The 19797-nt window shown below is 60.0% G+C and carries 21 protein-coding genes and 1 pseudogene; 5 read left to right on the forward strand and 17 right to left on the reverse strand.

Annotated elements, in window-relative coordinates:
- Window positions 1-96 precede the first annotated feature (96 nt).
- From traA to ACD590_RS38290, 4 genes are read left to right on the forward strand one after another with little or no spacing between them, the layout of a single operon-like run.
- Window positions 97-3408: a Ti-type conjugative transfer relaxase TraA gene (traA, locus tag ACD590_RS38275; RefSeq protein ID WP_096771502.1), complete on the forward strand. Its 3312-nt coding sequence runs from the start codon at window positions 97-99 to the stop codon at window positions 3406-3408.
- Complete coding sequence (gene traF / locus ACD590_RS38280; RefSeq protein WP_088395884.1) at window positions 3405-3971, forward strand: conjugative transfer signal peptidase TraF; 567 nt, start codon at window positions 3405-3407, stop codon at window positions 3969-3971. Before traA ends, traF begins: the two co-directional genes overlap by 4 nt.
- Window positions 3961-5124 carry a conjugal transfer protein TraB gene (locus ACD590_RS38285; protein WP_088395885.1) on the forward strand — a complete coding sequence of 388 codons (1164 nt, stop codon included), beginning with the start codon at window positions 3961-3963 and terminating at the stop codon, window positions 5122-5124. Before traF ends, ACD590_RS38285 begins: the two co-directional genes overlap by 11 nt.
- Before the next feature lie 16 nt (window positions 5125-5140).
- Entirely contained in the window at window positions 5141-5737 is a 597-nt protein-coding gene (locus ACD590_RS38290) for a TraH family protein (protein ID WP_096771501.1), read from the forward strand.
- Between the two features lie 182 nt (window positions 5738-5919).
- On the opposite strand, the pseudogene ACD590_RS38295 reads toward ACD590_RS38290, so the two are convergent.
- From ACD590_RS38295 to ACD590_RS38305, 3 genes and pseudogenes are all read right to left on the reverse strand, one after another.
- Window positions 5920-6132 (reverse strand): annotated as a pseudogene (locus tag ACD590_RS38295) (DUF5615 family PIN-like protein); the annotation flags it as partial.
- Entirely contained in the window at window positions 6129-6761 is a 633-nt protein-coding gene (locus ACD590_RS38300; protein WP_088395887.1) for a DUF433 domain-containing protein, read from the reverse strand. The pseudogene ACD590_RS38295 and the gene ACD590_RS38300, both read right to left, overlap by 4 nt.
- A 101-nt stretch (window positions 6762-6862) precedes the next feature.
- Window positions 6863-7084 (reverse strand): helix-turn-helix domain-containing protein, encoded by a 222-nt coding sequence (locus ACD590_RS38305; protein ID WP_088395888.1) that lies wholly within the window; start codon window positions 7082-7084, stop codon window positions 6863-6865.
- 228 nt (window positions 7085-7312) lie between these two features.
- Here ACD590_RS38305 and ACD590_RS38310 point away from each other — a divergent pair, with 228 nt between their 5' ends.
- Window positions 7313-7633 carry a transcriptional repressor TraM gene (locus ACD590_RS38310; protein ID WP_088395889.1) on the forward strand — a complete coding sequence of 107 codons (321 nt, stop codon included), beginning with the start codon at window positions 7313-7315 and terminating at the stop codon, window positions 7631-7633.
- Window positions 7634-7636: 3 nt separating this feature from the next.
- Here ACD590_RS38310 and ACD590_RS38315 read toward each other — a convergent pair whose 3' ends face one another.
- The 14 genes from ACD590_RS38315 to ACD590_RS38380 form a co-directional block, all read right to left on the reverse strand.
- Window positions 7637-8341 (reverse strand): autoinducer binding domain-containing protein, encoded by a 705-nt coding sequence (locus ACD590_RS38315; RefSeq protein WP_088395890.1) that lies wholly within the window; start codon window positions 8339-8341, stop codon window positions 7637-7639.
- Window positions 8342-8420: 79 nt separating this feature from the next.
- Window positions 8421-9161 (reverse strand): LuxR family transcriptional regulator, encoded by a 741-nt coding sequence (locus ACD590_RS38320; RefSeq protein ID WP_096764645.1) that lies wholly within the window; start codon window positions 9159-9161, stop codon window positions 8421-8423.
- A gap of 170 nt (window positions 9162-9331) precedes the next feature.
- Complete coding sequence (gene trbI / locus ACD590_RS38325) at window positions 9332-10627, reverse strand: IncP-type conjugal transfer protein TrbI (protein ID WP_096771500.1); 1296 nt, start codon at window positions 10625-10627, stop codon at window positions 9332-9334.
- Between the two features lie 11 nt (window positions 10628-10638).
- Entirely contained in the window at window positions 10639-11079 is a 441-nt protein-coding gene (trbH, locus tag ACD590_RS38330; protein WP_088395893.1) for a conjugal transfer protein TrbH, read from the reverse strand.
- A 2-nt stretch (window positions 11080-11081) separates the two neighbouring features.
- Window positions 11082-11894 (reverse strand): P-type conjugative transfer protein TrbG, encoded by an 813-nt coding sequence (trbG, locus tag ACD590_RS38335; protein ID WP_088395894.1) that lies wholly within the window; start codon window positions 11892-11894, stop codon window positions 11082-11084.
- A gap of 17 nt (window positions 11895-11911) precedes the next feature.
- The gene (locus ACD590_RS38340; RefSeq protein WP_088395895.1) at window positions 11912-12574 is read right to left on the reverse strand and encodes a conjugal transfer protein TrbF; all 663 of its coding nucleotides are present in this window, start codon (window positions 12572-12574) and stop codon (window positions 11912-11914) included.
- A gap of 20 nt (window positions 12575-12594) precedes the next feature.
- A complete protein-coding gene (gene trbL, locus ACD590_RS38345; RefSeq protein WP_088395896.1) occupies window positions 12595-13776 on the reverse strand; it encodes a P-type conjugative transfer protein TrbL in 1182 nt (393 codons plus the stop codon).
- Entirely contained in the window at window positions 13770-13970 is a 201-nt protein-coding gene (gene trbK / locus ACD590_RS38350; RefSeq protein ID WP_081284279.1) for an entry exclusion protein TrbK, read from the reverse strand. Before trbK ends, trbL begins: the two co-directional genes overlap by 7 nt.
- Entirely contained in the window at window positions 13967-14770 is an 804-nt protein-coding gene (gene trbJ / locus ACD590_RS38355) for a P-type conjugative transfer protein TrbJ (RefSeq protein ID WP_064843797.1), read from the reverse strand. The genes trbK and trbJ overlap by 4 nt, the downstream gene beginning before the upstream one ends.
- Window positions 14742-17198, reverse strand: coding sequence for a conjugal transfer protein TrbE (locus tag ACD590_RS38360; protein WP_096771499.1), 2457 nt, complete (start codon window positions 17196-17198; stop codon window positions 14742-14744). The genes trbJ and ACD590_RS38360 overlap by 29 nt, the downstream gene beginning before the upstream one ends.
- Window positions 17199-17208: 10 nt before the next feature.
- Entirely contained in the window at window positions 17209-17508 is a 300-nt protein-coding gene (locus tag ACD590_RS38365; protein ID WP_064843799.1) for a conjugal transfer protein TrbD, read from the reverse strand.
- Window positions 17501-17881: a TrbC/VirB2 family protein gene (locus ACD590_RS38370; protein ID WP_064843801.1), complete on the reverse strand. Its 381-nt coding sequence runs from the start codon at window positions 17879-17881 to the stop codon at window positions 17501-17503. The genes ACD590_RS38365 and ACD590_RS38370 overlap by 8 nt, the downstream gene beginning before the upstream one ends.
- Window positions 17871-18848 (reverse strand): P-type conjugative transfer ATPase TrbB, encoded by a 978-nt coding sequence (gene trbB, locus ACD590_RS38375; protein ID WP_064843803.1) that lies wholly within the window; start codon window positions 18846-18848, stop codon window positions 17871-17873. Before trbB ends, ACD590_RS38370 begins: the two co-directional genes overlap by 11 nt.
- Window positions 18849-18858: 10 nt before the next feature.
- Window positions 18859-19482 (reverse strand): acyl-homoserine-lactone synthase, encoded by a 624-nt coding sequence (locus ACD590_RS38380; RefSeq protein WP_141399552.1) that lies wholly within the window; start codon window positions 19480-19482, stop codon window positions 18859-18861.
- Between the last annotated feature and the right edge of the window lie 315 nt (window positions 19483-19797).

The following is a 19797-nucleotide window of genomic DNA, read 5'->3' on the forward strand; positions in this document are numbered from 1 at the left end:
GAAGGGCGCAATTATACGTCGCTGGTGCGACGTCCTTGCTTGAGGCCCCTAGCGGGCCTGCCGCTCTTGGACAGAACCTGTTGAAAGAGTTCCGCCGTGGCCGTCCCCCATTTCTCCGTCAGCGTCGTCGCCCGCGGCTCAGGCCGCAGCGCCGTGCTGTCAGCGGCCTACCGGCATTGCGCCAAGATGGAGTTCGAGCGCGAGGCCCGCACGATCGATTACACCCGCAAGCAGGGATTGCTCCATGAGGAGTTCGTCATTCCCGCCGACGCGCCGCAATGGCTGCGCTCGATGATTGCCGATCGTTCGGTGTCCGGCGCTTCCGAGGCTTTCTGGAACAAGGTCGAAGATTTCGAGAAGCGCTCCGACGCGCAGCTCGCCAAGGATGTGACGATCGCCTTGCCGGTCGAGCTGACGCCCAAGCAGAACATCGCGCTGGTGCGGGATTTCGTCGAGCAGTACATCACGGCGAAGGGCATGGTGGCCGACTGGGTCTACCATGATGCGCCCGGCAATCCGCATGTTCATCTCATGACGACCTTGCGGCCGCTGACCGCGGACGGTTTTGGAGCCAAGAAGGTCCCGGTAACAGGACCGGACGGCAATCCGATCCGCAACGACGCCGGCAAAATCGTCTATGAGCTTTGGGCCGGAAGCATCGACGATTTCAACGCGTTTCGCGACGGCTGGTTTGCCTGCCAGAACAGGCACCTGGCGCTCGCCGGCCTCGACATTTACGTCGATGGCCGCTCCTTCGAGAAGCAAGGGATTGAACTCGAGCCGACTATCCATCTCGGCGTCGGCACGAAGGCGATCGAGCGAAAATCAGATGGTGCGTCCGACCCGGTCGAGCTCGAACGCCTCGAACTGCAGGAGGCTCGCAGGGCCGAGAACGCGAGACGAATCGACCATAATCCGAAGCTCGTGCTCGACCTGATCACGCGTGAGAAGAGCGTCTTCGACGAGCGCGACGTGGCTAAGAACCTCCACCGCTACGTCGACGACGCGGATCTGTTCCAAAGCCTTATGGTACGGATCATTCTGCACCCCGAAACCTTCCGCATCGAGCGCGAGCGGATCGACCTTGCCACCGGTATCCGAGTGCCCGCCAAGTACACGACGCGCGACATGATCCGGCTCGAAGCCGAGATGGCCAATCGCGCCATCTGGCTGTCTCAGCGCTCTTCGCATGGCGTTCGCGACGCAGTGCTGGCAGCGACATTCGAGCGTCATGAACGTCTATCTGACGAGCAGAGGACCGCGATCGAACATGTGGCGGGACCTGAGCGGATCGCCGCCGTGATCGGCCGCGCCGGCGCCGGCAAGACGACGATGATGAAGGCGGCGCGGGAGGCATGGGAAGCGGCCGGTTATCGGGTCGTCGGCGCAGCACTTGCCGGCAAGGCGGCCGAGGGCCTGGAGAAGGAAGCGGGCATCATCTCTCGGACCCTTGCATCGTGGGACCTTCGCTGGAACCAGGGCCGTGACCAGCTCGATGGCAAGACGGTGTTCGTTCTCGACGAGGCCGGCATGGTGTCATCTAGGCAGATGGCGCTGTTCGTCGAAGCGGTGACGAAAGCCGGTGCCAAGCTCGTTCTCGTCGGCGATCCCGAACAGCTTCAACCGATCGAGGCTGGGGCTGCCTTCCGCGCCATCGCCGATCGCATCGGCTATGCCGAACTCGAAACGATCTATCGCCAGCGCCAGCAATGGATGCGCTATGCCTCGCTCGATCTCGCGCGCGGTAAGGTCGGCCGGGCGGTCGACGCCTACCGTGCCAATGGCAAGATAATAGGATCGGACCTGAAAGCCGACGCAGTCGACAACCTGATCGCTGCCTGGGACCGCGATTACGATCCGGCAAAGACGTCGCTTATCCTCGCTCATCTGCGCCGCGACGTGCGCATGCTCAACCAAATGGCGCGCATCAAGCTTATCGAACGCGGGGTTCTCGACCAGGGAACCATGTTCAAGACCGCCGATGGCGGACGCAACTTCGCCGTCGGCGATCAGATCGTTTTCCTGAAGAACGAGGGATCGCTCGGCGTCAAGAACGGCATGCTGGCCAAGGTCGTCGAGACGGGACCAGGACGCATCACCGCGCGGATCGGCGAGAGGGAGAATGCTCGCCAGGTGCTGGTCGAACAGCGCTTCTACAACAACCTCGATCACGGCTATGCCACGACCATCCACAAGAGCCAGGGCGCGACGGTCGACCAGGTCAAGGTGCTCGCTTCCCTTTCGCTCGATCGCCATCTCACCTATGTCGCCATGACCCGTCATCGTGAGGACCTGACCGTCTACTACGGCCGTAGATCCTTCGCGAAGAACGGTGGGTTGATCCCGATCTTGTCGCGAAGGAACGCGAAGGAAACGACTCTCGATTACGAGAAAAGTGACTTCTACCGCGAGGCGCTTCGTTTTGCCGAAGCACGCGGTCTGCATCTGGTCAACGTCGCCCGAACCCTGGTTCGCGACCGGCTGGAATGGGTCGTCAGCCAAAAGCAAAAACTTGCCAATCTCGGCGCTCGCCTTGCCGCCGTCGCCGGCAAGCTCGGCCTCATCCGCGGCGCCGCGCAGTCCCCAACCCAAAACAACACCAAGGAGGCAAAGCCGATGGTCTCGGGCATCACAACCTTCGCCAAATCGGTCGACCAGGCGATCGAGGACAAGATCGCCGCCGATCCAGGATTGAAGAAGCAATGGGAGGAGGTCTCGACCCGCTTCCACCTCGTTTACGCCCAGCCGGAAAGCGCGTTCAAGGCAGTCAATGTCGATGCAATGCTGAAGGACGAGACCGCCCAGAAATCCACGTTGGCCAAGCTTGGGTCGGAGCCCGAAAGCTTCGGCGCGCTGAAGGGCAAGACCGGGATCCTCGCCAGCCGCTCCGACAGACAGGAGCGCGAGAAGGCTGGGACCAATGCGCCGGCGCTGGCCCGAAATTTGGAGCGCTATCTGCGCCAGCGGGCGGAGGCGGAACGCAAGTTCGAGGTCGAAGAACGTGCCGTCCGGCTGAAGGTCTCGATCGATATTCCCGCACTGTCGCCAAACGCAAAACAAACATTGGAACGCGTTCGCGATGCGATCGACCGGAACGACCTGCCCGCCGGTCTCGAATACGCGCTCGCCGACAAAATGGTGAAGGCGGAACTGGAGGGTTTCGCCAAGGCGGTATCGGAGCGGTTCGGCGAGCGAACCTTCCTGTCGCTTGCCGCGAAGGAACCCAATGGACAGACCTTCAGTGCCGTCACTTCGGGAATGACGGCCGGACAGAAGACGGAGGTGCAATCGGCGTGGAATTCGATGCGGACGGTGCAGCAACTCGCCGCTCATGAGCGCACGACCGAGGCGCTGAAGCAAGCGGAGACCCTGCGTCAGACGAAGAGCCAGGGGCTCTCGCTCAAATGAAGACATCCGTGTTTGCGTTTGGGACGCGACGCGCTCAAAGGGCGCATGCAGTCGTGCTCTTGGCCTTGGCGGCATCCATCGTTGGCAGCGGTGTTGCTGCCGCAATCGTCGGCGGTTTCCGCATCAACCTGACACCGAGCGAACCCCTCGGCCTCTGGCGGATCGTGGCGCTCGATCGCCCGGCCGCTGCCGGAGACCTTGTCTTCATTTGCCCTCCGCAAACTGCGGTGATGATGGCGGCGAGAGAGCGTGGTTATCTCCGCTCCGGCACCTGCCCGGGCGGCGTAGCGCCGCTCATCAAGACCGTCGTCGCAGTCCCCGGGCAGCATGTTCAAATCGGCGCCCGAGTGACAATCGATGGGCATCCAATCCCATTTTCCGATCTGGCAGAGCGGGACGGCAATGGCCGGTCGATGAAGCCATTTCCCGGCGGCGTCGTGCCCGACGAAAGCGTCTTTCTCCATTCACCGTTCAGGAGCTCCTATGACTCCCGCTATTTCGGCCCCCTGCCCGCCTCCGGAATCCTCGGTCTGGCGCAACCGGTGCTCACCTATGCGCCGTGAGCACCTCCAGCCAACCGCATTGATGGCCGTTTCAATCGTCGCCGGGACGGTGGGATGGAGTGGACATGTCCTCCTTCTCCCGGTCGCGCTCGCGTTTCCGGTTCTCTGGGCGCTTGCGCGAACGAGGCTGACGGCCGCGTTTGTCTCGGCCGGCTATTTTCTCGCTGCGTCACGCGGTCTGCCGCAGGGCGTAGCCACCTTCTATTCGTCTGACCTCTGGCCTGGATTATTGCTCTGGCTCTGTGCGTCCACCGGCTTCGTCATCGTGTACACCGTCCTCTGGACGAAGGAGACGGGTGCTCGTCCGTGTCACTATTTCCTGGCAGCGGCTCTGATGGCCATTCCGCCATTCGGCATCACCGGCTGGGCTCATCCGATCACGGCCGCGGGCGTGCTGTTTCCAGGATGGGGATGGTGGGGGCTGGTTGCCGTGACAGCCGGCCTCATGGGCCTCGTAACCCGCATGTGGCGAGCTGTCGCGATCGTCCTGGCAGGCTTTTGGATCGGGTCCGCCGCAACCTGGGACGAATCGACGCTACCCCAAGGTTGGCAGGGGGTCGATCTCGAAATGGGAGCGTCGTTGGGGCGCGACACTAGCTTGCAGCGTTACCGTGATCTGATTGCCACGGTCACGGATCGGGCATCGGGCGGCGCCCGCTCGATTGTTCTTCCCGAAAGCGCTCTTGGCTTCTGGACGCCGACCGTCGAGCGGCTATGGGTGCGAGCTTTGCAGGCAACTGACGCCACCGTTATCGCCGGCGCCGCTGTCGTAGATGCAGGCGGATACGACAATGTTCTGATCGCCATCTCCAGCGACGGGGCTCGCCTCCTTTATCGCGAGCGCATGCCGGTGCCAGGTTCGATGTGGCAGCCTTGGCGGCCCCTCCTCGGTCAGAGCGGCGGAGCGCGAGCGCATTTCTTCGCGAACCCGGTCGCGACAATTGCCTACAGGCGGGCCGCACCCCTGATCTGCTACGAGCAACTGATCGTCTGGCCCCTTCTCCAATCCATGCTCCACGATCCGGACGTCGTCATTGCCGTCGGCAACGGTTGGTGGACCAAGGGGACGTCCATCGTGGCTATCCAGCGCGCCAGCACAAACGCTTGGGCGCGTCTGTTCGACAAACCCGTCGTTTTCTCCTTCAACACCTGAATGCCATGGAGACCTGATGCTCGACGCCGCTCTCATCCAACAATGCGCCGACCCCTCTTTGAAGCCCGCAATCGTCGAGCAGTTCGTGACCGCGGCGGGCGCAAATGGTCCGCTCGCCGTCACCGTCAAATCAGGTGGCCGATTGATCCTCGTTCCGAAGGCGACAACGCAGGATGAGGCGATGGCGATCGTCCGGCAGTATGTCGGCCAGGCGGTGGTGCGTGTCGGCCTGACGCAGTTTCCGGCTGGCGTCGGTGTGAAGGACGCGGCTGATCTGAAGCCCGATCTCGTCGATCCTTGCGAAAACCTCCGCAAGGGAACGGCTATGTTTGCCAAGGTCTTGCGGATTGTCGCCAAGTGGTACGGCAATCCGAAGAACGACGATGTCTTCCCGCAGATCTTCGACGATGCGGTCTATGCCTGGAAGACCGGAGAGTTCGAGGGGGTGAGCGTTTTTCAGGCGGAAGATCCTGGGAAAAGCGTCACGATCGACAACGTGTTGCCTGCACACCAGGACAAGGCCACCGTCGACCTGCCGCCTGCGGATACAGATGCCGAAAGCGTCGGATCAGCGGAGATGCGGATTGACCTGTCGAGGATTGGGGGCAAATGATGCCAAATGAAGGCCGCTAAGCCTCCGGAAGCGAATAGCGCGTGAGAACAGCGTCCTCGCCATCGAGGGTCACTTCGATGACTTCGTTGACCATAGCCTGCTCTCCCGCCAAATCCTGCAGTATGAGGGGCAAACAATTCTCGTTGCTGCGCGGGAAGCACCTGCGGGACAATGATCACCAGGCCCGCATGCAATTCCTCTTTCGCGTACAGCTTCCGGAAGTCGCGGGCGTTGTTCGTCACGAACGTGAAATCCTCCTCGATGATCCGAGGCATCAGATCCCAGTCGGTTTCGCCGCTCAGTCCCAGCCAGTTCACATGAAAACAATCGTGGCCATGCGCTTGCGCTACGGCCACAAGCGATGTGTGGAGGCATTCATCGATAAGGAACTTCACGAGGTCGAGCCGGAGGGTTTGGGAGCGCTGTCGTTTCGAAATCGCAGACGCTTCACGGATTTCACCGTCAGGCCCTGTTCCGAAAGCTTCCGCGGCCGGCCCCTGCCGGGATGGGCCGCAGCCCAGATCTCGGCAAGGTCCACCATACGCTCGGTGACCGCAGGATAACCCTCGACGATTTCCGCGGTACTTGCGCCCTGGGTCTTCATCGCGGCAATCGTTCGCACGGGAACACGGGTTCGCTTGAACACCGGCTCGCCGCCCACGACCCCTTTCACGCTTTCAATCATTCGTTCGGCCTCTCGAAGCGCCTCGGCCCGCGCGGCCAATTGTTCTCGTGCCCGCGCAACGTCGATAATGAGATAGTCGTCTGCCCTAACAGTTTCGGCATGCGGGTTCTGGTCGATCGTATCGAATAAGCGCTTGCGGCGCTCGGCAGACAAGATCGATCCGACGCCGTACCAGAGCTTCAACCGAAGCAGATCCTCATCGGTGAGCGCTCGACCCCGGCTGCCAATGAGATGCGTCGCGATGATCCGCTTGTCGATCGCATTGTGCACTGACTTCACAGCGATCTCGCTGACAGCCGCGGCCTCGGCGGGCGTGTAGGCGTGTGAGGTGTCGGTCATAATCATTCTCCTTGTGGAGAATATATAATGCAGCTGACATCGCCCGTAAAGATTGACGGAGCTTCTCGATACCAGGGACCCGTCAGACCAGTAAGGAGGGGTCACTTCTTCTCCGGCGGCCGCTTCAGCAGATCAGATGCTTCTACTTCCAAAATCGCTGCTAAGCGGTCCACCACATCGATGCTCGCATTGTAGACGCTGCGCTCGAGGGAGCTGATGTAAGTGCGATCGATATCTGCTCGAAAAGCAAGCTCTTCTTGCGATAGGCCTTTGGCCAGCCGCGCGGCTTTCAGATTTCGTGCAAATACCTCTCGAATCTCCATGATCGAGAGAGCATCGGCTTGTAGAGTATTTCACCACGGAGTATTCTCTACAAAGACATTCCGTTGACGAATCAAGATGATGCAGCAGCGTCAGAAAGTTAGTTTCGCGCGAGTGCTGAGCCGCTCAAAATACGAACTCCCTCCCATCCTGTGACGATCTGGTATTTAATCGCGAGCGTATGCGGCCTCGGGTCTTGACGTCACAGTATGCAATTTGAGGAGACGGGGATGAAGGACGCCAGCTCATCCGGCGCAGACGACAAAAATGGAAGACAACTTCGTTACAGTTCAGCGCGAAAATCGGATTTGGAGACGCTGGCTGTTTCGGCGATCCGCGAACACCGTCGGCTCCTCGCAGCCGATCAAGCCGTATATGACGAGTGGGTTCTCGCCAGTGACGACCCGTCGATCTCCGGTTCGGTGCTTCAAGCCCTTCAAAACGAACACATCGCGCGCCAGAAGAAGTCCGAGAACCAGCAAGAGGAACTCTCGAAAATCCTGGACGCGCTCGGCTACGTTCCGGACGTGCCACTTGAGAGTGACGGATAAACGTCAGACCAAGCCGCGATCCTTGGCAATTGCGACGAGCTGCGGCACGGACTGGGCGTCAAACTTTTCACGCGCCTTGTCGAGATAGTGTTGCACGGTTCTAGCATTGATGCCGGTGAGCACCGCCGTCTCGGGTGCGGTCTTTCCCTTCGTCGCCCACATAAGGCACATCACTTCACGCGGTGACAGCGTTTGCTTTGGGGCGAGGCGCATCTTCGCAGCGATGAACCTCAATTGGTAGTGAATGACCATCAAAGCCTGCAAAGCTGGAAGTGTTTGCTGCAATTCATGGAAATCTGTTCGTGCCTCCGATGTTGCAAACGTCAGCATCATGTGTGAACCGAAACTGCCGTTCAGCCCGATTGTGACGCCGCGACGGATCCCGTGATCGAACGCCTGATCTCGGAACTTTCGAAGTTGGGACATGCCTCGAGCCGGCCAATCATCTGCGGTCCAGACAAAGGCCTCGCGTCGGCGCCTGGCTTCAGTTACGACTGGATCGATGCGTGAATAATGATTGGCTAAATATGTTTCTTGCCATTCTTTTGGATAGTTGTTGAAGGTGCGAATTTCGGTGCCTGACGCGTCGACATAAGCATATCGCTCAAGCCCGAATGCATTGCCGTAGTTACGCAACGCTGTTTTGATCGCTACCTCATCTTGCGACGCCTCTATCGTATCGATCAAATTCCTCAACGCGTCGTTCAATCCCACTCTCCCTCTGTTCGTCGGGCTGTCCGAACATGCAGCGGGAATGCGCGGAGATAAATCCCCCGGACTGATACCCCTAGGTTGGGGTACCCAGATGAGGAGTGATGAGGTTCAGGTGTACTGCATGGGCTATGGCGGCCGACAATGTGGGGCAACCCAGCTTATAGCGTGCCGATTTCAGGTAGCCGCGCGTCGTATGCTCGGATAATCCCAGAATCTTGCCAATGTCCTTGCTATCTTTACCGCGCGAGGCCCAATGAAGGCACTCGATTTCCCGTGATCCTAGCGCAGGCACGGGATCATTCTCTCCGTGGAGTTCGAACACTGCTTTGCGGTGCAGAAGGAATCCGAGCTCAAGCCACTCCGGTAAAAATTGGCGCTCGATGAACGCCCACTCATCATCGCTCTTCTGGGAGTTGATCGAAAGGAGCGAACGACGCGATTTGTCAACAATCGGGATAGAGACCCCGTTGCTCCCGATTCCGTGCAGCTCGGCATCGACCATGAACTCCTGCGCGGTCTCGGCAATATCAATCTCGCGCCAATCGAAAGGCAGCTGTCGAGAAAAACCCTCTCGAATGATTGGATCGACGTTTATGTAGTCGTTAAGCAGATAGCGCGAAACCCAGCTATCGGGATAGGTGGTTCGTACAAATGGCGCGTCAACGCTATCGACGATTGTCCTCGCAAGATGGAATGTGACGAAATCAATGGGATAGTGCGATTGGAATTCATCCAAAGCGGACGCCACTGTCGCCGCATTTTTCATCGCGCTGAAAGCGTTGGGATAGGTTGGCGAATGCTCGTTTTCCTGCATGCTTCTTTCCGTAACAGTCATTATCGTTTGCGGGTTAGTGACCCCAGAATCGCCGAGCCAGTCGCTAAATGCAACCCCTAAGGGCGGAAAAAGCCCATATACTGTGGAAGCCGCTATCGTCGCGAGTATTTTTGGAGCATGTGCAGTGATAAGAGAATTCATCACAGTTGCTACCGTCGATAAGCTTGCGGAAAAATAATATCCTGATCGACGAGCACGTTGAATTTGTAGCCCGGGCGGATTTGGATCGTCGGCTGGACATTGAGGTTCTTCGAGATCGTCTGCTCCGCGACGCGCCCGAAGCTTTCCGCGAAATTCCGCCTAGCCGCATCGGACGCCGTGTCCTGCGTCGCAATCGTCGAACTCTCCGGCATCGACATGTCGATCCCAGTTCCGATCAACGCGACGAGTGCTGCCGAGCTCCAGGTGCGCCAGAGATGCCGATCGACCTTGTCCTTGAAGCCGCCATATCCCTCGGCGTCCGTGCCGGCCATGCCGCCGATCTGCAGGGTCGATCCATTAGGAAAGATCAGGTCGGTCCAGACCACGAGGACACGCTCCTGGCCGAACGAGACTTTGGAATCGTAACGGCCAAAGAGCTTGGCACCCTGCGGGATCAGGAGCCGATAGCCGGTGGCGCTGTCATAGACGTTCTGGCTGACCTGCGCGCTGATGCGCCCCGGCAGGTCGGAGTTGAGGCCGGTGATCAAGGTGGCGGGAATGACTGAGCCACGCTTCAGCTCATACGGCGACATCTGCGGCACGACCTGGTTCGGCAGGTAGCCGAGATCCTTGATGTCCTGATTGAAAAAGTCCTCCTTCGACGTCTGCCCGTTCTGATCGACGTTCTGTCCCATCAGGCCGGATTTCATGGCGGCGGCATAAAGGTCTGACGCGCTGTTTGCTGCGATATTTGTCGGCTGACGGCCGGTGTCGTTGGTGGAGTTTGCGGCCTTCTCGACGTCGGAGATGTCTACCTGCAACGGCGATTCGAGCGCCGTCGCGCGAGCCTGGAGACGTGCCATCCGTTGGCGCTGGGCCTCGCGCATATATTGTTCATCCTCCTCCCGTTTCAGGCGAGCCTTCCACTCTTCCTCTGACTCGAGCCTTTGGCGACGGTCTTGTCTCTCCTCAGGTCGGCGCTCGACGACCGGTTCCTGCGTCTCCTTTTTTTCCACCACGACGGGTGTCGGCTGAAACACCTCCTGCTTTTCTGGTTCACCGATAATGCCATCCGTGACACCCCGCTTGAGTTGGTCCCCGAAAGTCGTCGCCGGTGTGTTGGAAGCACCCTCGATGTCGCCACGATTGAAGGAGAGCCCCCGCAGCGATAGACCAATCACGACGACGCCGATGAATAGCACGATGACGATGATGGCGACGATGATCGGCAGGCGGTTGAGCCGGCGCATGCCATTCTGATCGTCGGCTTGGCTGGGCGTGCCAAGCTGGAGCGACTGGACCATGTTTGTCTCCGTCAATTGCGCTGCATGATCGAAAGCGGACTGGCCGGCGTGGCGCCGGCCTCTGTCGGCGTATAGGCGCGGCCAAGAGCGATGGAAGGCGTCGAGAGCCGCACCAGCACCTGCCCGTCGAAGCCCTCGATTGCATAATCAAGTTCGACCGGCTTGACGTCTTTGGCCGTTTTGCCGTCGGTGGCGACTGTATAGCCCCACCCTTTCAGGGCCGCCTCAAGGGCGGTCGCGAATTCAGACGTATCCTTTTCCATTTTGATCGTGTTCGTAGCACCGGCCGGGCCGATCTGTTCAGCCAGGCGACTTGCCATGTCGCCGGCGATGGCGCTTGCAGCCGGTCCGGTGACGGCCACAGGCGTGGAACTGGTGGTCAGTGCGTCGCCCGCCGTTTGGCAGCCGGAGAGCAGCGCGACCGCGATGAAAAACGCGAGAAGCCTCCGCATGGTCAGCCTCCCCTCCGGATCCTGATCTTCTGTTGCCGCCAACCGACGCCGGAAACGAGGATCGCCTTGTCGATCGCATAGTCGACGGTCATCACGTCGTTCTTCATCCGATAATTGACGATGCGATTTTGACCGCCGGAGACGACGAAGAGCACCGGCGCGTCCTCGCCGGAGATCGATTTCGGGAACTGGATGTAGGTCTTCACCCCGTCCGAATAGACCCGTTTCGGTTTCCAAGAAGCACTGCCGCTGATCGAATAGGAAAAATTCAGCTTGTCCGGCGCGGCGCCCGGAATGCCACCGGTTTCGAGACGGGCGTTGATGTCGGCGAGCTTGGTCGACACGTCTTCCGGATATTCGAACCCAACGCGCGCCATGTACTGGCTGGGGTGGGACTTGAGCTGGATATGATAGGTGCGCCGCGATGTCGTCACGACCATCGAGGTAACGAGCCCAGGTTCGGAGGGTTTGACGATCAGGTGGATGGCCTGCCCGCCTGTCGCTCCCGACGTCGCAGGCTCTACCTTCCAGCGCACGGTGTCGCCGACGAGGACGTCGCGGACGATCTCGCCACCCTGAAGTTCGATGTCGCAGACCTGCAGCGGCGAGCAGACGACGGACGGCTGGGTCTCGCCGAACAGAAAGATCACCTTGCCGTCCGGACCTGTCGTAACCAGTCCCGGCGTGCCACGCCACTTTCTGGAAAGATTTGTTCCCCTGACCTCATTCGTCGTCATGCTTTGCGCCTGCGCGCCCGCCGCAAGCAAGAGTCCGGCCATGCAGCCGGCGGCTGCGATCAATCCCGTTTTTTTCATTGAAAGAATCCCTGCCCTTAAAGCTGTCCCGTCCAGTCAAAATCCCGGACGTAGAGGCCGATCGGATTGAGGCGAATCGTCGCCTCATCCTGTGGCGCGGTGAGCGTCACCGTTGCGATCCCGCGGAAACGGCGTGTGCCGGTTTCCTTGCCCTTGCGGTCCCGCTCGTATTCCGTCCAGTCGATCTGATAGGTCTGGTTCGAGAGCGCGACGATGTTGTTGACCTCGATGGCAACGGTCGAGGACTTCGCCTTCTCGAATGGAGAATTGCCTCGAAACCAGGCGTTGACCTTCTCGGTTGACGGGTCGGAGGTGCGAAGAAGGGCGTAGGTGCGGTCGATATATTGCTTCTGCACCACCGCATCCGGCGTGATCGAGCGAAAGCTTGTGACGAAGTTGCCGAGTGTGGCGCGCACCACGCGGACATCGGCATACTCGATCTGCTCGGGAAAGCCTGCCGTGACTGCGGCTCCGAGCTTGTCGACCTCGACGATGTAAGGCACGAGCCTCACTTGCGTGCTCAGATACATCGCGTAGCTGAAGCCGATGACGGCCATGACCAGGCCGAGGACACCGACAATGCGCCATGCGGCTGCGGCCTTCACATAGGAGCCATAACGTTCGCTCCATTCCTGGCGGGCGGCAAGATACGGGTTTTCCGGGGCGCGGTTCGCTGCCATTTATTCTTCCCTTGTCTCGATTACGGTTTGTCGTTGCGTTCGGGAGGAGGTTTCGGTCCGCTATGACCGCCGCGCTGTTGATCGAGCTTGGCGTTGGCCAGTCCGAGAATGGACCCCGCATAGGCGCCGGGCGAACCGATCGCCTTTTCCTTCGCGGCCGATCCGGCTGCTTGCGCGCCGGAACCGAAGCCTGCACCTATCCCCCGTAGAGCGGCACCAGCGACGGATGAACCGCCAGCTCGTGCGGCTTGAGCGGCCGCAAAGCCCGCGCCGGCAGCGCCGGCAGCGAGGAAGCCAGCGCCCGCGGCGAAAGAGGCCGCCTGCCCGCCGTGGCGGATCGCTTCCATTCCTCCGGAAACCGATGCGCCCTGGACAACGCCTTGAATGATGTTCGGGACATACATGGCGATAATGAAGACCACGACGGAAATACCGGCGATGGCCAAGGTGGTGACGAACTGATCTGACGAGGCAGTCGGAGCTTGAGCGAGGCCGAGCAGCACGTTCGATCCGATCTTGGCGATCATCACCAAGGCCATGAGCTTCATGCCGACGCCGAAGGCATAGACGAGGTAGCGAACAGCAAAGTCTTTCGTGAAGGAAGAGCCGCCCAGTCCGAGCATGATCATGCCGGCGAGCAAGCCGACATACATTTCGACCATGACCGACACGAAAATAGCCGCAACCAGCGAGAAGCAGATGACAACGATGCCCATGGCGAGAACGGCGGCAATCGCGAGCGCATTGTCTTCGAACACCCCGAACTGTGCTTGTTGCGACATTTGGGAGGCGACGCGGATGCCTGCATCGAACACTTCAGCGGGCGAAGCTGAACCCCCGCCGGCGCCAATCTGGAAAAGGCTGTCGACTACTGCTCGCGCAAAGGTCGGACCTTGGGTCAGAACGAATGCGAAGAACCCGATGAACATGATCCGCCGCACCAGTTCGGCGAACCAGCTGTCCAGTGAAGCTGACTGTATCGCCAACCAGACGGCGGCAATGCCGATCTCGATCGTTGCGAGAATCCAGAATAGGGATTTCGCCGCCTCCATGATGGTGGTCTCCCACCCCTTCGCAGCGGACGAGACCTGGTTTTCCAGTTCCGTGAGGACCTGTCCCTCCTGCGCAAATGCGGGAACTGCATAGGCGAGGAAGAAGAGGCCTGTAATCAGGAACGAACGCGCAACAGTTACCTTCACCATCTCGGGCGCATCTCCTGGCCTTCCTTGATCGGCGGCAGTTCCTTGTCGGAGCCGAAGAATTTTTCCCGGACGGCGCGCTGCTCCTCGGTTAGCGCAGTTATTCCTGTGTTTCGCGAATTGAGGATTAGCACAGTCGCTGCAGACGATGCAGCGGCGGCAGCCACCAGCAAGGCAATCAGGACGGGGCGGCTCACCATCGCGGTTCCATTTTCTGGCCTTCCGGAACGCTCTTGACCTCCGCGTTGAAGAACTTTTCCCGCCGCGCCTGCGCCAGGTCCTTGTCGGTCTGTTCCGTCTGAAGCCAGGTTCCCATCATTGTCATCTGTTGGGAGACGAGACCGCGAAGCTTCTGCATTTGCGCGACTTGCTGGGCGGCGATCTCGTGGCCGACCTGCAAGGCCTTCATCTGCCCGTCAGCCGTTTCGGACATCGACCTCAACGACGACATCGAATCTTCCTCGCTATCGAACTGGTCGGCCGTGAGGCTCGCCGCTTTCAGCGAGCTGGCGATTGTGTCGCGGTTGGTGTTCGACCAGGACTGGTAGGTCGAGGAGAACGTTGCGTTGTCCGGCAAATTCGTCTTGAGATCGGCATAACTCTGAAAGCGCTGCTGAAGAACGTCGTCCGCATTCCCCATCGAAAAGGCGATGCCCTGTCCCTGGTCGACGATACTGCGCAGCTGGTTGAGATCGCTTTCGACCTGACCCCAGACATGGTGAGGAAGCTGCGCAGTGTTTTGCAGCATGTTCTCGTAGATCTTCAGCTGGTTCTGGATCTGCTCTGCAAGCTGGCTGATCTGGGTCAGTTGATTGTCGACCTGGATGCCGGAGCTTTTCATGAGATCCACGAGCTGCGCATTGTTGGCGAGCTGCGTCCATTCGGTCGCAGCGCCGGTGGCTGTACCGGCTTGCACTGAGCCTGCAGCTCCGATCACGAGAGCGGCGGCCGCCAAGCGGGCAAGCCATCTATTCGTACTTGAGTAGCGATGCGGCATCGTGAACTCCTCTCGTTTCAAGCCAGTGGATCGGCCAGTCGCGGCCATGTTCGGATTTCAGCGCGCGGATGCGTTTGAGGTCCTCTTTGCCCGACGCGCCGACGAAGCTCAGGGCGACTGGCCCAAGCGACATGTCGAAGAGCCGCCGGCCTTCTGGCGTGGCGACGTAGTATTCGCGCTTCGGCATGGCGGTAGCGACGATCTCGATCTGTCGCTCGTTGAAGCCGATGCTCTCGTAGAATTCTCGCGTGCCCGACTCACGGGCGGCGCCATTCGGAAGGCAAATCTTGGTCGGGCAGGATTCCTTCAGCACGTCGATAATCCCGGACCGTTCGGCATCGGAGATCGATTGGGTCGCAAGAACGACAGCGCAATTCGCCTTGCGCAGCACCTTCAGCCACTCGCGAATCTTGTCGCGGAATACAGGATGGCCGAGCATCAGCCACGCCTCGTCGAGCACGATCAGACTGGGGGACCCATCCAAACGCTTCTCAATTCGACGGAACAGGTAGGTCAGCACTGGCACGAGATTTCGCTCACCCATGTTCATCAGTTGTTCGGTCTCGAAGGTCTGGAAGGCGCCGAGCGTGAGGCCGTCCTCTTCCCCATCGAGAAGCTGGCCCATTGGACCATCGACGGTGTAGTGATGCAGTGCGTCCTTGATCTCGCGCAGCTGCACGCCGCTGACGAAATCAGACAGCGACCGACCGGATGCGCTCGCCATCAGGCCGATCTGCCGAGAGATGGCGTTACGATGATCGGGGGTGATGGTGACACCCTGCAGGCCGACCAGCATCTCGATCCATTCTGTCGCCCACGCCCGGTCGGCGTCACTTTTGAGTTCGGACAAGGGGCAAAAGGCCAACGCCCTTTCTCCCTCCGCACTGTCACCACCGATCTCATAGAGATCGCCGCCGGCTGCATGCGTCAGGGGCAGAAGTGAACTGCCTTTGTCAAAGGCGAAGATCTGCGCATTTTCGTACCGGCGAAACTGTGCCGCGATCAGGGCGAGCAAAGTAGACTTGCCTGAACCGGTCGGCCCGAAGATCAGCGTGTGGCCGACATCATCGACGTGCAGGTTCAGACGGAACGCTGTCGAGCCGCTCGCGACCTGCATCAAGGGCGGGGAATTCGGTGGGTAAAAGGGGCATGGGGAGACCGGATTTCCGGACCAGACGGAGTTCAGCGGAATCAAGTCGGCGAGATTGCTGGTGTTGATCAGCGGCTCACGGATGTTGCAATACCAGTTGCCTGGCAAGCTACCGAGATAGGCGTCAGTGGCGTTGAGCGTTTCGATCCGCGCCCCGAAACCTTCCGCCTGGATCAGCCGGCGGATCGCTTCGGCCTTCTCCTGGAGTGCTTCGCGATCGCTGTCGAACAGCACGACGACCGGTGTGTAATAGCCATAGGCAACCAGCTGCGATGAGGCCTGCGCGATGGCGTCCTCAGTCTCGGCCACCATGGTCATGGCGTCCTGGTCGACGGATCGACTTTGTGTCTGGAATATCTGGTCGAAGAACGGCCGAACTTTCTGTTGCCATTTCTTGCGTGTGCGTTCGAGCTTCTGTCGGGCCTCCTCGGCATCGAGAAAGATGAAGCGCGATGACCATCGGTAGGTCAGCGGCATCAGGTCTAGGCTGTTCAGAATGCCCGGCCAGCTTTCGGCCGGCAGACCATCGATCGCAACGACGCCGAGGAAACGGTTTTCGACTTTTGGCGTCAGCCCGTGTTCGAGCTCTGCGGTGGCGATCCAGTCGAGATACATGGGAACATCGGGAAGCCGGATTGGATGGCTTTCCCCGGTGGTGCAGAATCGGGCGAACTGGAGGAGCTCGTCATATCGGGCAATCCTCTCCCCTCCCCTTTCGACCGTTTCGCGGGTTTCCATTCGTCGGATCGAAAGTGTGTTGGCAAAATACTGCTCAAGCTCTCGCACCGCGTTCTTGAACACGAAGAGCACAGTGTCCGCGTAGGATTTCTTCCGGCTTTCCTCATCCGAGTAGATGTATTTGCTGAGAGCAGTCTTCCTGGACTCGAGCGGCCGGTAGGTAAGGATCAGCGCATGCTTGCTCTCGAAATGCCCCTGCTCGCGTGCGAAATGCGCCCGGCGCTCGACATCGATCGCACGGGTCACCGGGTCAGGGAAATGGCAACGGTCTTCCGAGGGATAGTCGACCGTCGGAATGCGGATGGCCTCGACCTGGATCATCCAGCCACTTCCAAGCCGTGACAGAACGGCATTGATCTGCCTCGACAGCTCGTTGCGCTCGAGGTCGGTCGCGCTTTCGGAGTCCGGGCCAGCGAAATACCAGCCGGCCATCAGGCTTCCGTCCTTCAACAGGAGGACACCATTGTCGACGAGGCCGGCGTAGGGAACGAGATCGGCAAAGGATGGGCCGGTCACCCGGAAGCGTTTGAGAGCTACCATGGCCGCCTCCTCAATACCGCCGCCACGGCGAAGTGGTCGCCTTGTAGTAGGGCTTGTAGGAAATGTGCCTGATATAGACTTGCCGCGTCAGCGGGTCGGACTTCGCCATCATTCTGAGCAGCCCGACGATCACGACCCATACAGCGACGCCGAAGAGCGCCGAATAAACAGTGAGGACGACGAAGATCAGGATCACCGCTGCAAGACCCGTGATCAGCACCAACTCCCGGTCGGCGCCCATCAGTAGGTTCGGGCGCGAAAGCGCGCGGTGGATTCGGTTGCGCCGCAGGCCGGAAAGGGACTCAACCATGATCGCCCTCCCCTCCTCCGTTCGAAACAATTGTGATCTGATCGTCCGTCAGCCCGATCGAAGCGCCCGTCGCACCGAACAGGCCGACGATGTTGGTGGCGCCGAGCAGGATGCCGGCGACGAGAACGACGTACACAAGTCGCCGCGCGAAATCGTTGAGCTCGCCGCCGAAGATGAGCATGCCGCCGGCAATGGCCACGGCTGCAAGCGCGATCGCACCCGCGACCGGACCTGTGATCGACTCCTGGATCTGTTGCAGCGGCCCTTCCCATGGGAGGCTGCCGCCGGAGCTGGCAAGCGCCGGCGCGACCGAGGCAAGAACGATTGGCACCGCCCAGAGCGCGGCAACGATGAGAGCATGCTTACGCGACATGGCGCGCCTCCTGTTCTTCGGTGAGCTGATCGGATTCGATCTCGTACCGTCCGTTGATGAACCGCTCGACTTGGATGATGTCTCGAACAAGACGCCCACGCGGCGTCCGTTCGATCGAGATAACCAGGTCGACGGCCTCTCCGATCACCTCGGGCATCGGCTGCTGGCTTGCTTCGGCCGTCAGCTGTTCAAGGCGACGCAGCGCCGACATGGCAGTGTTGGAGTGAACGGTCGCCACGCCCCCGGGGTGGCCGGTGTTCCAGGCCTTGAGCAACGTCAGGGCCGCGCCGTCGCGGACTTCGCCAACGACGATCCGGTCGGGACGCAGCCGCATGGTGCTCTTCAAGAGCCGCGCCATATCGATCGTATCGCTGGTATGGAGGAGAACGGCGTTTTCGGCCGCGCATTGGATTTCCGCGGTGTCTTCAAGAATGACCAGGCGATCCTCCGGCGCAGATTTGACGATCGCGTCGATCACAGCGTTTGCAAGCGTCGTCTTGCCCGAACCGGTTCCTCCGGAAATGATAATGTTAAGCCTCGCGGAAATGGCGCTGCGGATCGTCGATGCCTGGTACTCGCTCATGACGCCGGTGCGGACATAATCTTCGAGCGGAATGAGGCGTGACGCGCGGCGCCGAATGGTAAAGGCAGGCTTGGCGACGATTGGGGGCAACAGACCCTCAAAGCGGTGGCCGCCGATCGGCAGCTCGCCGGAGATGATCGGCTGTTCCGTGTCCACTTCGGATTGAAGCGCATGCGCCACGGTCCCGATCACCATCTCCGCGGCGGCAGACGACATCTCGCCGGCGGGCGCAACGCCGTGACCGAGGCGTTCGATGAACAGCTTTCCGTCCGGATTGAGCATGATCTCGACAACATTCGCGTCGTCCAGCGCCACGCAGAGCTGATCGCCAAGCGCTTCTTGCAGTTTGCGGACAAGCCGCGGGTGGGAGCGAAGCTGGTTCACGGATTTCTCCTTAAGCTGCCTGGCTGAGAGGGGTGAGTTCAGAACGGTAATTGGAAGGGCGGAGGCTGAGGAACGTCGCCGCATTGGCGGGCAGGACCCCAGCCACGGCCATCGTCACGCCGATCTTCTTTGGCTCGCCCAAACGCTTGAGCGGCCATCCGACGCGAGCGAGGATCCGCTCGAACCGAATATCGGTTACCGTGACAATCTCGGTGTAGCCATTCGCCATGCACCATTCGATGATGCCCGCGAACATGGTCAGCGTGGCTTCGTGGACGAAGCCGTCCCCCCTCCCCTCCGCGAGAGCCGTGTCGACGCAGAAGCGAGAACTCTCGATCATCGCGGCATGACCGTTGAGTCGACCGTCGGGGAGAAGCGACGGAAAAACGTCGGCTACCATTGTCGGACCAAGCGTGGGAAGGAGCCTCACGCACCCCGCCAGTTGGCCCGTCTCTGCGATGGCGAGAACGTAGGTCGGCCGAAGCGCGTCAAAATCATCGGACCCACACCCCGCCGTCACGTTGACTTCCCAGCCCAGGCGATCGGAAAAGACCCGCGCACGTAGCTGATAGTGGATGTGAAGGAGGTGCGCCTCTAGGATCGTCCGAGGCGTTGAGATCGCGAGAATCTGCATGATTTTCTCCGTCGTTTGTTGGACGGCCGGAAATCAGCACAGATTGGAATCGAGGGGCAATTGTAGGATTCAACATGCGCGTTGCGAGGTGAGTCGCGGTTCAAGGGGGGTGTGGTGCTACAGAACCTCCGAATCTCCTTGTTGTTATGCTGTTCGGATTTGTAGGATTCACAGGAGAACAATCCGGGATCAAGGACTCGGTGATGTGAGCTAACTTACGGAGCAAAAAAGCAAAAACCCGAATAGCTTCATGCAGATTGTCCCCAGTCGTTAACGTTCTGTTAACCCTAAACTTCTGGACCGGTTCGGAGAATC

This window comes from Rhizobium sp. 862_C5_N1_2 (assembly GCF_051811205.1).
In the GTDB taxonomy this organism is placed as follows: Bacteria; Pseudomonadota; Alphaproteobacteria; order Rhizobiales; family Rhizobiaceae; genus Rhizobium; species Rhizobium leguminosarum.

What these genes read in the sequence shown, in the direction of transcription:
- traF (WP_088395884.1), top strand. Translation starts at nt 3,405, where the DNA reads ATGAAGACATCCGTGTTTGCGTTTGGGACGCGACGCGCTCAAAGGGCG.
- ACD590_RS38285 (WP_088395885.1), top strand. Translation starts at nt 3,961, where the DNA reads ATGCGCCGTGAGCACCTCCAGCCAACCGCATTGATGGCCGTTTCAATC.
- ACD590_RS38290 (WP_096771501.1), top strand. Translation starts at nt 5,141, where the DNA reads ATGCTCGACGCCGCTCTCATCCAACAATGCGCCGACCCCTCTTTGAAG.
- ACD590_RS38300 (WP_088395887.1), bottom strand. Translation starts at nt 6,761, where the DNA reads ATGACCGACACCTCACACGCCTACACGCCCGCCGAGGCCGCGGCTGTC.
- ACD590_RS38305 (WP_088395888.1), bottom strand. Translation starts at nt 7,084, where the DNA reads ATGGAGATTCGAGAGGTATTTGCACGAAATCTGAAAGCCGCGCGGCTG.
- ACD590_RS38310 (WP_088395889.1), top strand. Translation starts at nt 7,313, where the DNA reads ATGAAGGACGCCAGCTCATCCGGCGCAGACGACAAAAATGGAAGACAA.
- ACD590_RS38320 (WP_096764645.1), bottom strand. Translation starts at nt 9,161, where the DNA reads ATGCAGGAAAACGAGCATTCGCCAACCTATCCCAACGCTTTCAGCGCG.
- trbI (WP_096771500.1), bottom strand. Translation starts at nt 10,627, where the DNA reads ATGGTCCAGTCGCTCCAGCTTGGCACGCCCAGCCAAGCCGACGATCAG.
- trbH (WP_088395893.1), bottom strand. Translation starts at nt 11,079, where the DNA reads ATGCGGAGGCTTCTCGCGTTTTTCATCGCGGTCGCGCTGCTCTCCGGC.
- trbG (WP_088395894.1), bottom strand. Translation starts at nt 11,894, where the DNA reads ATGAAAAAAACGGGATTGATCGCAGCCGCCGGCTGCATGGCCGGACTC.
- ACD590_RS38340 (WP_088395895.1), bottom strand. Translation starts at nt 12,574, where the DNA reads ATGGCAGCGAACCGCGCCCCGGAAAACCCGTATCTTGCCGCCCGCCAG.
- trbL (WP_088395896.1), bottom strand. Translation starts at nt 13,776, where the DNA reads ATGGTGAAGGTAACTGTTGCGCGTTCGTTCCTGATTACAGGCCTCTTC.
- trbJ (WP_064843797.1), bottom strand. Translation starts at nt 14,770, where the DNA reads ATGCCGCATCGCTACTCAAGTACGAATAGATGGCTTGCCCGCTTGGCG.
- ACD590_RS38360 (WP_096771499.1), bottom strand. Translation starts at nt 17,198, where the DNA reads ATGGTAGCTCTCAAACGCTTCCGGGTGACCGGCCCATCCTTTGCCGAT.
- ACD590_RS38365 (WP_064843799.1), bottom strand. Translation starts at nt 17,508, where the DNA reads ATGGTTGAGTCCCTTTCCGGCCTGCGGCGCAACCGAATCCACCGCGCG.
- ACD590_RS38370 (WP_064843801.1), bottom strand. Translation starts at nt 17,881, where the DNA reads ATGTCGCGTAAGCATGCTCTCATCGTTGCCGCGCTCTGGGCGGTGCCA.
- ACD590_RS38380 (WP_141399552.1), bottom strand. Translation starts at nt 19,482, where the DNA reads ATGCAGATTCTCGCGATCTCAACGCCTCGGACGATCCTAGAGGCGCAC.